The sequence below is a fragment of the uncultured Phascolarctobacterium sp. genome, assembly GCF_958349595.1.
Lineage (GTDB): Bacteria > Bacillota > Negativicutes > Acidaminococcales > Acidaminococcaceae > Phascolarctobacterium.
This window is the reverse complement of the sequence record NZ_CATWDQ010000004.1, coordinates 151,170-165,259: the sequence shown is the minus strand read 5'-3', so window position 1 is coordinate 165,259 and position 14,090 is coordinate 151,170. Positions and strand designations below refer to the sequence as shown.

Sequence of the window (14,090 nt, the reverse complement as noted above, 5' to 3'; positions counted from 1 at the left end):
GAAACGGTTATGGAACTGACAGAAAAACCTCAAAGTGGACATGAATATGCGGAAACACTGCTGGCGGCAGTTAATAAAGAGCAGCGCGGCAAGCTGACGGTTTTTTTAGGTGCCGCCGCCGGCGTTGGTAAAACCTATACCATGCTGCAGGAAGCACAGACCCGCCTGCGAGAGGGAACTGATATCGTACTCGGGCTGGTGCTTACGCACGGGCGCGCAGAAACAGCAGCGCTTCTGGAAGGTCTGCCGCGTATTCCCGAGCAGGAAATAGAATATCATGGCAAGACGCTGCAGGAAATGGATCTGGATACGATCCTCAAACGCCGTCCGCAGCTGGTCGTCGTCGATGAACTGGCGCACAGCAATGTCCCCGGCTCACGCCATCAACGGCGTTATCAGGATGTAGAAGAGCTTTTAGCTGCCGGTATCGACGTTTATACTGCCGTCAATATCCAGCATATCGAAAGTTTGAATGATGTCGTGGCGCAGATTACCGGCAGTATCGTGCGTGAAACTGTACCGGACGCGTTTTTTGATCTGGCGGATGACATCAGATTGATCGACATCCCGCCGAAGGAATTATTGCAGCGCTTGAAAGAGGGCAAGGTCTATCAGCCGCAGCAGGCCCAGCAGGCGCTTAAGGGCTTTTTCAGACAGGGGAATATCAGTGCGCTGCGGGAGCTGGCTTTAAGGTTTACGGCCCGTCATGTCGATCAGGATATGCTGGCCTATATGCGTCTGCATAAAATAGAAGGTCCCTGGCCGGCTTCTGGAAAAGTCATGGTCTGTGTCAGCGCCAGTCCTTTTTCGGCGCAGCTGATCAGGGCGGCGCAGCGTTTGGCGCAGGGGCTGCATGCAGAATTTTTGGCAGTGCACATCGAAACGCCGGAGCGAAGATTTCCTCATGGCGATAAAGAACGGGAAAGGCTCTGGCGTAATCTGAATCTGGCTAAAGAGCTGGGTGGGCAGATTTTGACTACGGCAGGGACTGATTTTGTAGGAACAGTACTGCAAATCGCCGTTCGGGAAAATGTTACTGCGATCGTAGTCGGTAAATCAGGACCGCGCCGCTGGTATGAATGGGGCAGAAAAACTTTGATCGACAGACTGATCGATCAAAGCGGATTTATTCACGTTTATGTCATCCAGGGGCGGGAAGAAGAGGAAAAGCCTCCTGTCATCACTACAGCAGTACCGCACAGGCAGACCGGCTGGCGCCAGTACGTGGGGGCACTGGCGGCAGTTGTTATCACTACAGGGCTTTGTTATGTTTTCCGCGGTCAGCTGGAGCTGGTCAATATAGCATTGCTGTATCTGCTGCCGGTTTTATTGACGGCGGCCTGGTGGGGCAGAGGTACTGCCTATGTAACGGCAGTTTTTTGTGTTTTAGGCTTTGACTTTTTATTTTTGGAACCGGTTTTTACTTTTACGATTTATGATATTCGCTATTTGTGGAGCTTTTTGATTTTTGGTCTGGTGGCATTTTTAGTTGGTGGGAAGACGGAATCACTGCGGCGTGAACTTGAAAGTACCAGGCGCCGTGAAAGTAATGTCAACAGTCTGTACCGTTTCAGCAGCCGTATTGCCGCAGTAGACGATGCCGGGACGATCATGGAAGAATTTGTCAGCCATGTGGGGAGCGAGCTGCAGCGGACGGTGGTGGTTTTATTGCCTGAGAGTAATGTGCTGCGGCTGCAGGCCTGTTATGCCGCGCAGAAGAAGGCTGCGACGGCTGAGTTTCAACTGCCGCCGTCTGAATATGCCGTAGCAGCCTGGGTCCAGGAACATGGACAGGCCGCCGGGCGTTCTACAGATACTTTGCCTGGTGCTGAAAATCTTTTTTTGCCGCTGTTGAACGGGGAAAAAGTTGTCGGCGTTGTGGGTATAGCTATTGATACGCGCAAGCTGTCGCCGGAGGAAAGGACCGTGCTGGGTGCGTGGGTCAGCCTGTTGGCGATCGCTCTGGTGCGGGCCGGTTTGAGCAGCGAAGCCAAACAGGCCGCTATGCTGCGGGAAGCTGATAAATTGAGGACAGCCCTTTTTAATTCCGTTTCCCATGAACTGCGGACGCCTTTAGCAGCGATCATAGCGGCCATTTACACATTGAATGACAAAGCTGTTGCCTATGGGGAACAACAGCGTCAGCAGCTTTTGGAAACTATTGCCGATGCTTCCAAACGGATGGAGCGGATCATCGGCAATCTTTTGGATACAGCCCGCATGGAAAGTGGGATGCTGCAGCTGAAGCTGGACTGGTGCGATCTGGAGGATGTTGTCAGCGGCGCTTTGCGGCGCAGCAGAGAGCATACGCAGAATTACCTGATCAAAGTGGAGATGGCGGAAGATCTGCCGCTGATTTATGCAGATGCCGCTTTGCTGGAGCATGTGGTGTTGAATTTACTGGATAATGCGGTAAAATATTCTGTAGAAGGCAGTAAGATCGAATTACAGACAGCTCTGGGCGCGAATGAAGTGATCGTGATAGTCAAAGACCGCGGTGTAGGCTTTAAAGAAGCGGATTTATCGCATTTATTCGATAAATTTTACCGGGCCGGGAACACGGAAAAAATCAGCGGTACCGGTTTGGGCCTGGCGATCTGCAAGGGCATTGTTGACGCTCATCATGGCAGGATCTGGGCCGAGCTTCGTCCTGATGGCGGCAGTATTTTTGCTTTTGCTTTGCCTGTAACATTGCCGGAAGAAAAGGCTGGTGGAAAAAATGACTGAAAGTGCTTTGCGGGTGCTGGTGATCGACGATGAACCGGCGATCAGAAAGCTTTTGAAAATATCGATGCAGGCCTATGGCTATGAGCTGGGCGAAGCGGCGGCAGGTCAGGAGGGGCTTTTAATGGCTGCTTCCTTCAGGCCGGATATTATTCTGGTTGACCTGGGGCTGCCCGATATGGACGGTAAGGCAGTCGTGAAGGCTTTGCGGGAGTGGTCGGAGACGCCGATCATTGTTTTGACAGCGCGGGAACAGGAGCAGGAAAAAATTGCCGCTTTAGACGCCGGCGCTGACGATTATGTGACCAAACCCTTCGGTATGGGTGAGCTGATGGCCAGGATGCGGGTCTGTCTGCGCCGTTCCGGCAATAAAGAAGGAGAACCGCTGCTGACCTGCGGCGGCCTGCAGCTTAATCTGCTGGAGCACAGGGTCGTAGTAGAAGGACGCGAAGTCAAGCTGACGCCGACAGAGTATGAGCTGTTGAAGGTGATGCTCAAATATGCCGGACGCGTGCTGACGCATAAACAGCTGCTGAAAGCTGTCTGGGGTAATGAATATGATACGGACACCCATTATATCAGGATCTATATGCGGCAGCTGCGGCGTAAAATAGAGCCGGACCCGGCTCAGCCTAAATATCTGATCACCGAAGCGGGTATCGGTTACCGGCTGTTAGGCGGCGAATGAATTTGGGGATAGAAAAAAGGACTATTTCGTAAAGAAATAGTCCTTTTACTTTTAATATTGCGTTACTGTTTAAAAGAATTGCTCAATAAAACCCGGCGGCAGTACGCCAAAAAGATCTGCCAGCATATAGGCCGAAAAAACAGATGTGACGGCGAAAGCTACTGTATAGGCGATCTCTTTTTTTACAGCGTTGGCATAAAAGCCGCGTACGGAACAGAGAAAAATCAAAACCCAGAAAATTTTTAATGTCGTTGGCGTCATTATGTACTCCTTTAGTTTTCAAAAGTTCCTTTGACAAGAGCCTGTCCTGCATCTACCATCAGGCGGCCTTTGGCAAAAACCTTATTTAAAGTCAGTTCGTCGTTCCAAACGATCAGGTCGGCATCTTTGCCGACGGCAACGCGGCCTTTGCTATCCAGCTTCAGAGCGTCGGCAACATTGCAGGTTATCAGCTGCAGGGCCTTTTCAAAGGGCAGTACGCCGGCTTTGACGATACCCAGCATTTCTTCATATAAATAACGCGGCGCTGCCGCAGTCAGACCGATCAGCTCATTGTCGGCGTTGAATTTGGGCATACTGCCGTTACCGTCGCTGCTCAAAGTCAGGCGCTGCAAAGGTACGCCTGCGTCCAAAGCCTGTTTAACGGCTTCTGGGACAGGGATGGCACTGCCGGTCATGCCGCAGGTCAGATCAATGATGCCGCCCTGCAGAGCAAACTCGATCGCTTGTTTATAAAGCAGGGGATTACGGTTGACATGTGTGGGCCGGAAGACAGTGATAGGCAGTTCGGTAGCTGCCAGAATTTCCAAAACCGGGTCCAGACCGCGTTTTCCGTCGCCCATATGGATATGCAGTACGCCGGCCTTACCGCTCAGCATACCGCCGATACGCGCTGCAGCTGCAAGTTCGGCGTAAGCCTGCGTAGCTGGCATCGAGGAACGGTGATCGCTCATAGCGACTTTGCCGCCCAGGATCTTATCGATCAAAACGATATCGCTGCGCAGATTGTCAGTGATATGTTTGCTGTCTGCCGGATAGGCGCCGGAATAGATCCAGGTGGAAAGGCCTTCTTCTTCCAGACCGCGGGCTTTGGCCAGCAGATTTTCCATGCTGCGGGTCACACCGTCGGTACCAAGCAGCCCGATCACTGTTGTAGTACCTGCCGTGGTCAGCTGCGACAGCTGGATCTCCGGTACGCGGGTAGCGAAACTGCCTTCACCGCCGCCGCCTGTAATATGGATATGCTGGTCAATAAAACCGGTAGTGACTTTAGCGCCGCCGGCGTCGAGAACAGTGCAGTCAAAAGGCAGCTCGCCGATCGACGGAGCCATATGCGCGATTATACGTCCGGACAGCAGGATATCCTGACAGCCTGCGTCGGCAGGAACGTAAACGTGGGCGTTTTTTATGAGTGTAAACATAGCTACCTCCATGATATATAAATTAACTATTATAAATTCGCTTTAGCTGCTGATAATTCCTGCTGATGGCTGAGATTTTCTGCGGCGAAATGAAAAATCCTGCTGTTTTTGGCAGCAGGAGGCGTCAATAATTTTTGATTTGTCTGTAAAAATAATAAAATATCTTATTTTGAAAAATAATATTTACTTTCCGATGAATATATGATTAAATGCAAATAAGAATATAGCTTAGGAGCGGATCAAAGTGAAAAAACAAAATGGTTTCACATTAGTGGAATTAGTAATTGTAATAGCAGTGCTGGGAATTTTGGCAGGACTGGCGATACCGTATTTTATGGAAGCGCGTGAGGAAGCGGCCAAAAAGGAATGCCTGGCTAATCGAACGCAGATTTTAAGGATGTTCCATGCCCAGCAGGCACAGGGATACAGCGGGGACCTGACAGCCTTTTTGGCAGAGGTGACTCAAAAAGAAAATAATGAGAATAAATACTTCAATTTTATTCCCGGGTGTGCAGATAATGGCAAATATTATGCTGCGACAACCTATAGCGGTAATGGTGTGGTATGTGATGTGCATGTAGGCGATTCTTCTGTTATGGCCAGCATTAATTCGATGTATGAAAAGATGTTAAACAGCATCAAAAATTCTGACGGTTCTATAAATAACGAGGCGTTGAAAGAACTTTTTGGAAAGGATTTTTCTGGTATACTTGGAAAAAATGATTATCTTAGGGAAGCTTTTAACAAATATCTTGCTGAAAATGGATATAATGTCTGGATAGAAGGCAAAGGTGTTAATGGTGATGATACGGTATATTTTAAATTTCATTCGTATGATAACGGTCAGGGGCTTTTAGTCTATGCTAATGCGAATGGTAAATTTCAAAATTCTGGGGACTGGACAGCTAATTATGTTTATAATCCTAACGACAGTAAATGGTATTATTTTGAAAAAGGAGTTTATGTGTCAAATATTGAGAATCTAAATGCGGCAGAAGCCTGGAAGAAGATCATTCAGCAAGGGAAGGGATATGAAGAGGTTTCGCTTAATGGGAATAATTTTGTGAAAGCCTGAACCGGATAAAAGCAAAAGCCATTGTTTCTTATGAGACAATGGCTTTATTATTTTATTAATAAAGTAAAAAAGCCTTTCTTCTTTTATGAAGAAAGGCTTTTGCGTTTTTGTGGTGCCTCAGCACAGAATCGAACTGTGGACACAAGGATTTTCAGTCCTTTGCTCTACCAACTGAGCTACCGAGGCAAAAATGGCGACCCGGATGGGACTCGAACCCACGACCTCCGCCGTGACAGGGCGGCATTCTAACCAACTGAACCACCGGGCCATTGGTGGGGGCTACATAAACTTCTGCCAAAATAAAAAATGGTGGGCGCTGACGGGATCGAACCGCCGACATTCTGCTTGTAAGGCAGACGCTCTCCCAGCTGAGCTAAGCGCCCGAATGGTGACCGGTGGGGGAATCGAACCCCCGATACCGCCGTGAAAGGGCGGTGTCTTAACCGCTTGACCAACCGGCCAGTTTTGGTGACCCATGTAGGCCTCGAACCTACGACACCCTGATTAAGAGTCAGGTGCTCTACCAACTGAGCTAATGGGCCGTCGTAATGTTGCTTATATAGAATACACGAAAATAAGCTGTTTGGCAAGTATTTTTTTTATTTCCTATGCTTGAAATTTACGAACTAAAATTTATAAACAAAACAATGGTGCGTATTAAATAATAAATTAATATTTAAAACAATTTATTAGCTTATAGTTTACAAGTAAAAATTTTTCTGCTAGTATTCGTAGTGGGGAAAAGTTTTTTAGGGGAATATTTCAAATTAGGGGGTAAAAAAATTGAAAAAGAGAGGGTTTGTTTCAAAAAAGATGCTGGCACTTACAGTGCTGGCCTGTTTAAGGTTGGGTAATACTGCCTATGGCGCAGAATATACTGTGCCAGAAATTACAATATCAGGTGGTGGCAGTGCACCGGTATCGGTTAGCAGCGGTAATGATAATACGCTGAATCTGACAACGGACGGTTTTAATAAAGTTGAAACCGGTAAGCATGTAGAACGGGAGGTCTATGACTCGGAGGATACGATAAATAGCCTGTTTTCCGCTACCTATGAGGCACCATACAATGCTTATAAGAATGCTGCCGATGCTTATGCATTGGCGCAGGCAGCGTTCGATGATGACAACTCGCCGGAATTAGAAACGGCAATGAATGCAGCATGGGATGAATTACAGTCCAAAGAACAGGCTTTGAAGGACGTCTGCAGTAATTCAAGCAATAAACTGGTAATGTCCGCTGAAGATGTAAAAAAAATATTTGAGAGTCCCGCAGGTGAAGTGCTGCAGTATTCACGGGGGCAGGAAACCTATAAAGACGCTATTTCCGGGAAGGAACTGCAGATAAATGTCAAAAAGGATCTGGTTTACAGCCAAAATGAATTAGGTTTGCCGGAAAGCCCGATCACGATCAGTTACGATAAGCCGACTTCTGATGATCCGGTGAATGACCCGCAGCAGCATGACAATCTGCATATCGTGCAGGTCACTGGCAGCGGTACGGTTTTGGATGTAAATGGTAACGGCGATCCTGCTACTGTTTATGAGCTGGAGGCTGTTTCTAAAAACGGGTCCGGTGTTTTTGACGTTCGTGATGGTGCCGAACTGAATTTCAATACTTCTATTTCTTACAAGACCGGCGGCAGTGAAGACGTTGGCACCGAATTTAAAGATACCAGTAAGAGTATTTCATCAAGTATGGTCAAGGGTAATGTTACCTGGGGCGGTATAGTTTCGACGCCGTTCGGCACTTTTGATGTTCATGACGCTGAAAGCGCCAATAAATATAATGATGAGCTGATCAAATTTATCCAGAAAGATGAAAAGACCCGGCTGATGAATCAGGAACAGGTGCAGGCTTTTTATGATGAATGGGCCGGCCAAATGTATACTATCACCGGCGAGGTCGATGCCAGTTATAAATATAACTGGGATCAGCAGAAGCTGCAGGAGATTGCAGATAAGTCTATCAAAGACGGCGATATTGGTACTGCTTCTACCAGTGATAATTATTTTGTTGGTGTACATGATTCCAATTCGGAGATCAATATCAAAGAAGGTGTGGTCATTGATGGCAATAACAGCGGCGGTACGATCATCAAAGGTGATTTTGATACTTCCGGTACAAGTGGGTCCAATACTCTGAATGTCAATGGTACGCTTAAAGGCGTGACAACGGCTGTTGATGCTGTAAATATGGATATTAATGTCAGTGCGACCGGCCAAATAAAAGGTTCGATCATTCTGGATAAAGGTAAGATCGACAACAAGGGTGAGATCGGCAATACTACGATCGCAAACGGCACTTTGAATAACACTAATAAAGTCAACGGTTATGTCAGTGCAGATAAGAGCCAGATAACTAATGACGGCGAAATCACCGGCAGCGTCATAGGTAAGAATGGCAGTGCGCTGCTCAATACCGGCACTGCTGTGATCAAAGGCGATGTGTCTTTTACCGGCGAGTATTCAAAGATCAAAAACGAGGGTACGATCAACGGCAGTGTCAGTGCTACTAATGGCGCTAAGGTCACTAATGCCAGCGATGTTGTTGGCAGTGGTAAAACAGTAGTTTCGATCACCACCGGTTCCAATTATGAAGGGTTGAGCAATTCGAATATCTATATCGGTTATACCAGTAAAGACCAGTGGGACGATCCGTCAACGCCGAAAGCCGCAGTGTCGAATATCAGCAGCGGCGTCAGCAGACCGTATACCGGGATCAATATCGAAGGCGGTTCCTTTGAAAATCAGGGGACGATCTATATCGCCGGCAGCCAGGTAGAGGTAGTAGGCGTTCGTATCAGTGGCGATGCCGTTTATAAGGATTATGCCGGTGCGGAGATCATTTTAAATAAAGAGAAAGATCGGAATGGCCTGGATGCAAGTAGGGCTAATAATAATACGGCGATCCTGGTCGAAAATGTTAAGGACTATGACACTAAACCGGTGGAGATCAACAGCAGCATTACTTTGAACGATGTTGGCGGTACCGGGTTGGAGGTCAGAAATTATGCAGATGTTACTTTAAAAGGTGATGTCAATCTTAATTCTGAATCTGGCGGCGTGACTTACGGCGTTTTTGTCGACGGCTCGCATTCGGATGAAAATAATTCTGACCCAGGTACGCCCAAGCTTACACTGGTAGACAGTAATATCAACATCAATACGGACAAAGGTATCGGCCTGCATATCCGTAATGGCGGTATTGCTTCAATTGAAGGAGATTCGCAGATCACTTTCGCCTCTGATAAAACGAAGCAGATCGGCGTGCTGCTTTCCGGTAATGTCAGTGAATCGAATTTAAAATATAATTCAAGCCAGGAACTGTTAGTTAAAGGTGTGGAGTCAGTTTTATTCAGAGTTGAAAGAGGCGCTACCTTTGACGTTGGTGAATTGCTGAATGACCCGGGAAATCCAGCTAAAATCGCTTTGGATTCTAATAATTCCGATAAATCTTCGCTGTTTGTAGCAACAGGCGGTGCCACATTAGGTAATACAAACCCGACCCAGCTGACGATCGATAAAGTGGAAATGATCATCAGTGGTGAAGACAGTATGGGTATCCGGGTGGAAGGCGGCGCGCAGGCCACGATTGGCAAAGATACGCAGATCAAACTGAGCGGGAAGAATAACGTTGTCGCCAAAGTCGACGGTTATTATTATGATCTGGACGGCCTACATCAAAGTGCTAATGATGGTGCGTCTCTGCTGACCAGCAGCCTGACGCTCAGCAATGATAATTTCCAGGGGGCTGCAGAGGATTCGATCGGTTATCATGTGCTGAACGGTGGTAAACTGATCCATGATGGGACGATCGATTTTACCACTAGTGGCAATGAACTGATCGGTGTATTGCTGACGAATGGCGGGCAGCTGGAATCGAAAAAGGATTCCAAAATCGAGGTCAACGGCACGGCGGTCAAGATCGTCGGGGCCACTTCGACTGCTGTTATCAATAATGAAGGCGGCGGCAGCGGTCCGTTGATCCATGCTACTGACGGTACGGCTGCTTATCAGTTAACTGATAATGCTAAATTAAAGCTGACCGGCAGCGGTTTAACGCAGGCTGATAAAAGTGCGCACGCAATTCTGATCGATGCCGGTTCTTCCCAAAGTGCTGTGACGTTGGACGGCGCTAAGCTGAAGGTGACTGGTACAGGCAGCGGTATCGAAAATGCAGGCAATGCTACGAACATCACGCTGAAGAACACTGCTGAGATCGAGGTCAATAACGGTGCCGGTATCCATTCGGCAATAGGTTTTTCACCCAGTTCCGGCAGCCAAAGCGGTGTGATCAATGTGGAAGGCAACGGTACAGGTATTTTATTTGAAAATATGGATGGCTCGATGACTGATAATGCCATTACCTTTACCCAGGCCAAGGATCTGGTAGTTAATGTTAAAGGGGCCAAAGGCAAAGGCATTGTCGCCAATACCAGTAAGGCTGTTAATACGACCGGTTCGGTCAATGTGATCAATGCGAACGGTAACGCGGCCTTAGAAGTAAACGGTACTACGGGCAAGGTAGACCAGGGCGGTAATCTGCATTCGGCAGCTCAGGAGAGGATCGTGAAACTGAGCAGTACGGTCAGCAGCTTTACAAATTCAGGCGATATGCTGTTCGGCAGTTTCACCCAGAATGGTGACAGCTATACTTTTGCGGCAGAAAAAGCTACGGATCGTATAGCGGTGGAGAAGACTGGGACCACTACCATTAACTTTACTAATACTAACAGCGGCAAGATCAACGGCGTTGTCAGATTGACGGCGGCAAACGGTACTCAGGGCAATATCGTTACTTTAAATGCCGGCAGCCAGGGCAATGAATTTATTACCGGCAGCGGCAACGACACTTTTACAGTGAGCAAGATCACAGGCAGCGATAAAGATGGAGTGACTAAACAGTTTAACAGCCTGGACGGTGGCAGCGGGGACGACACGCTGACTTTTAATAGTAGTTCTAACTATACTGTGACTAATGCTGATACGATCAAAAATATTGAGAAGATCAGTATAACTGGCAGCAGTAAACTGACGCTGGACAAGGTGCTGCCCAACGGCACGGATACTTTTGGTATCAGCGGCGACAGTACGCTGCATTATAATATCGCTGACAGCAAAACTGGCAGCAGCGCCTTTGCCAAACAGGTAGAGGGAGCAGGTCTCTTTACTGTTGAGGGTAAACCAGCGCAAGCCAGTGATAATCTGAACTTTGATTTTGGTACTAAACAAACTGGATTTAATGGTACCTTTGAAACGATCAACGTCAGCTTTGATTTAAAAGGCGTCAATCAGCAGTCGCTGGTCAACGCAACGCTGAGAGGCAGTGCGAACAGTACGATCAACGTAGGCACAGGTGAGCAGAACGTGAAAGGCGTACATATGAACGGCGCCGATTTCGTTTTTGACGATATCACCCCGGATGCTCTGACTGATAATAATCATGTTATGCTGGCCGATAGTAATATTAAGACCGATACTTTAACTTTAAGCAGCGGTACGGTGATCGTCGATGTAGCGGATATCAAGAACCCTGTACATCCGGATACGCTGGACAGCAACAAAGAATCACTTTTGAAACATGATGATGCTAACAGATATATACAGCTTATTCAGGCTAAGGATGTAGCCAACTCACAAAACATCAACCAAATCAATATCGTTGACAGTAACAACATGCCTCTGGCGACAACAGCTGTTGATGTAAATCAGAATAACAAAAAAGTGGCAAATGCCAAATATGGCATTACGGCGGCCGTAATTACCGATAAAGTTGGCAGTAATTATGAAAACGGCCTGTATGCTACGATCGGCCTGACAGAGATCGAACTGTTGGAACAAGAAGAAACTGCCGGCAATGCTTTACGGCTGAATGCTTTTGGTGAAGATGAAGCTGAAGCCAGAACCCTGTCTGCTAAACTGACAGGTGCTGGCGATGTTGTCATTACCGGCGAGAAGGAAGTTATTCTGCGTAACGATATGGGCAGCACTTATACGGGCAAGACTATCGTCGATGCCAATGCTGCTTTGAAAACTGGTGCGCATGGCTCCTTTGGCGCTACTTCGGAATTAGTGCTGCAGGCTAACAGCAACACTGATCTGAACGGTCAGCAGGAAACAGTTGGCGCGCTGACAGCTGCTGCCGGTTCGGTGCTTGACCTGAACGGCGGCACTTTGACGATCGGTACGGCGCAGAACACCGGTAACAAGGATTCCTACAGCAACGGCAGTTTAAAAGGCAGCGGTACTTTAAATGTCAAAGATACCAATCTGTATGTTGATGGTGCCAACAATGATCTGAGCGCGGCCGTCAATAATAACGGTACCAGCCAGATCTTTGTGGAACAGGGCGACAGCCTTGGAACAGGCGTGATCACTATGAGCGACACCAGTAAACTGGTTGCCGATATCGACAGTGATACCAGCTTTACCAATACCTTTGCTGCCGGCGACGCTACAGCTACGCTGGTCAAAAACGGCAGCGGTACGCTGACCTTTAATGCCGATCAGGCTGCTTATGAAGCTAAAACAGAAATGAACGGCGGTAAACTGGTCTTTGACGGCGGCGATGTTGCTTCGCAGGAGATCGATATCAATGGCGGACTTTTGAGAGCTAACGAGGGCACTCAATTTGCCGGTGTGATCAATAACAATGCCGTGATGGTAGCGTTGAAAGATACCCGTGTCAATAATGATTTCCATAATACCGGCGCTTTGTATGTGGGTCATAATATCGGCGATACTGTCGCTAACGGCGACAAGGTCTATGTCGATAACTACGAAGGCACAGCAGGCAGCAGTCTGCATTTCCTGGGCCAGCTGGGCGATGATAATTCCACGATCAATAATCTGGTCATTGAGAATGATTCGACCGGTGAAAGCCTTGTGTATGTCAGAAATTCTGACGGCATGGGCGGGCAGACCAGCCAGGGCATCAAGCTGATCGAGGTCAAAGGCAATTCTGATGCAGAATTTATCGCCGGTGACCGGATCATAGCCGGCGCCTATACTTATGAGCTGCAAAGAGGCGACAGCCTGGGCAACAATATGAAGGACTGGTTCCTGACCAGCCGCCTGTCGCAGGAGCCGCTGGCATATTATGCTAACTATCTGGCTGCTAACGATGTGCTGGATCTGCGTTTGCAGGACCGCACAGGTTCCAAAGAATTTACGGAATACCTGAAGGATGGCGAAGAAGAAAAGGCTGACAGCCTCTGGGCCCGCAGCGTTTACTACAAAAAATCCTATTGGGATGACGATAAATTCAACAAAACCAGCGCCAACAGCAATTATTTCCAAATGGGTTATGACGTTGCCCAGTGGAAAAAAGCTAATAACCGCTTCCATGTAGGCGTGATGGCCGGTTACTATAACGGCAGCAACTCTATAAGCGGCGTAGAAGATACTTCTACTTCCGGTAAAGTCGATCTTTATACAGCCGGTATCTATGGTACCTGGCTCAAAAACCACAACGACAAGGAACAGACTTACCTCGATACCTGGGTCCAGTATATCTGGGGCGATAATGAGATCAAGAACCAGCACATCAATGAAAAATATGATGTCAACGGTGTGGCAGTATCTTTCGAGGTCGGCCATTCCATGGAAGTTTCTCAGTCGGAAAACAAAAAGCATTATATCGAGCCGAAAGCACAGCTGATCTGGAGCAATCTGGAGCAGGAGACCTTTGACTGGGCTGTTAACAATAATAACGGCGCCGCAGTCAACAGTTTTAAACAGAAAACAGATTATCAGCTGATCAGCAGGATGGGTATCCGTTTGGCCAGCAAAACCAAAGCGGACCCGCTGAAGAAAAAATATTCCAATTCCTTTGCCGAGCTGAACTGGCTCCACTATTTCAAAGACTATGAATTCTCGGTCGGCAAGGACCAGTTGGAAATGGGTATCAAAGATAAAGCGGAAATCAAAATCGGTTTGGAAAAACAGTTCAACAAAAATTGTTCGATCTGGGCCAACGGCTTTATCCAGGTCGCTGAAAACAGCTACCGCAATGTGGGCGCTCAGTTAGGCGTCAAGTATACATTCTAAAGCTTTACCGGGGATTACCGGACTGAAAGCACGTTCCTGTCACAGGAACGTGCTTTTTGGTTTTGGGGTGGCGAATCGGGGCCGTACATAAAAAACATTGCCAAAGATGTATACATACGGAAAGGATTGA

General features: G+C 47.7%; 6 protein-coding genes and 5 tRNA genes. 4 read left to right on the top strand and 7 right to left on the bottom strand.

Annotation, left to right across the window (positions count from 1 at the left end; all coding sequences use genetic code 11):
* The first annotated feature begins 9 nt into the window (after positions 1-9).
* Complete coding sequence (locus Q4G98_RS05425; RefSeq protein WP_298563595.1) at positions 10-2,727, top strand: sensor histidine kinase KdpD; 2,718 nt, start codon at positions 10-12, stop codon at positions 2,725-2,727.
* On the top strand, positions 2,720-3,412 hold the full coding sequence (locus tag Q4G98_RS05420) for a response regulator (protein WP_298563613.1): 693 nt from the start codon (positions 2,720-2,722) through the stop codon (positions 3,410-3,412). Before Q4G98_RS05425 ends, Q4G98_RS05420 begins: the two co-directional genes overlap by 8 nt.
* 69 nt (positions 3,413-3,481) lie before the next feature.
* Here the strand turns inward: Q4G98_RS05420 and Q4G98_RS05415 are convergent, their stop codons facing one another.
* Complete coding sequence (locus Q4G98_RS05415) at positions 3,482-3,673, bottom strand: hypothetical protein (protein WP_177560982.1); 192 nt, start codon at positions 3,671-3,673, stop codon at positions 3,482-3,484.
* A gap of 11 nt (positions 3,674-3,684) precedes the next feature.
* Positions 3,685-4,833: a beta-aspartyl-peptidase gene (gene iadA / locus Q4G98_RS05410; RefSeq protein ID WP_298563593.1), complete on the bottom strand. Its 1,149-nt coding sequence runs from the start codon at positions 4,831-4,833 to the stop codon at positions 3,685-3,687.
* Between the two features lie 244 nt (positions 4,834-5,077).
* Here iadA and Q4G98_RS05405 point away from each other — a divergent pair, with 244 nt between their 5' ends.
* Entirely contained in the window at positions 5,078-5,908 is an 831-nt protein-coding gene (locus Q4G98_RS05405) for a prepilin-type N-terminal cleavage/methylation domain-containing protein (RefSeq protein ID WP_298563591.1), read from the top strand.
* 110 nt (positions 5,909-6,018) lie between these two features.
* Here the strand turns inward: Q4G98_RS05405 and Q4G98_RS05400 are convergent.
* The 5 genes from Q4G98_RS05400 to Q4G98_RS05380 all read right to left on the bottom strand — a co-directional run bounded on the left by Q4G98_RS05400 (position 6,019) and on the right by Q4G98_RS05380 (position 6,450).
* Positions 6,019-6,094, bottom strand: a tRNA-Phe gene (locus Q4G98_RS05400).
* Between the two features lie 5 nt (positions 6,095-6,099).
* Positions 6,100-6,176, bottom strand: a tRNA-Asp gene (locus Q4G98_RS05395).
* Positions 6,177-6,215: 39 nt separating this feature from the next.
* Positions 6,216-6,291: transfer RNA gene (locus Q4G98_RS05390), tRNA-Val, on the bottom strand.
* Between the two features lie 3 nt (positions 6,292-6,294).
* Positions 6,295-6,369, bottom strand: a tRNA-Glu gene (locus Q4G98_RS05385).
* Between the two features lie 5 nt (positions 6,370-6,374).
* A tRNA-Lys gene (locus Q4G98_RS05380) sits at positions 6,375-6,450 on the bottom strand.
* Between the two features lie 241 nt (positions 6,451-6,691).
* Here Q4G98_RS05380 and Q4G98_RS05375 point away from each other — a divergent pair.
* Positions 6,692-13,960 carry an autotransporter outer membrane beta-barrel domain-containing protein gene (locus Q4G98_RS05375; protein ID WP_301961880.1) on the top strand — a complete coding sequence of 2,423 codons (7,269 nt, stop codon included), beginning with the start codon at positions 6,692-6,694 and terminating at the stop codon, positions 13,958-13,960.
* Positions 13,961-14,090 lie beyond the last annotated feature (130 nt).

Excerpts from the sequence above, each read along its gene's own strand:
- Q4G98_RS05415 (WP_177560982.1), bottom strand. The coding sequence starts at position 3,673 with ATGACGCCAACGACATTAAAAATTTTCTGGGTTTTGATTTTTCTCTGT.
- iadA (WP_298563593.1), bottom strand. The coding sequence starts at position 4,833 with ATGTTTACACTCATAAAAAACGCCCACGTTTACGTTCCTGCCGACGCA.
- Q4G98_RS05425 (WP_298563595.1), top strand. The coding sequence starts at position 10 with ATGGAACTGACAGAAAAACCTCAAAGTGGACATGAATATGCGGAAACA.
- Q4G98_RS05420 (WP_298563613.1), top strand. The coding sequence starts at position 2,720 with ATGACTGAAAGTGCTTTGCGGGTGCTGGTGATCGACGATGAACCGGCG.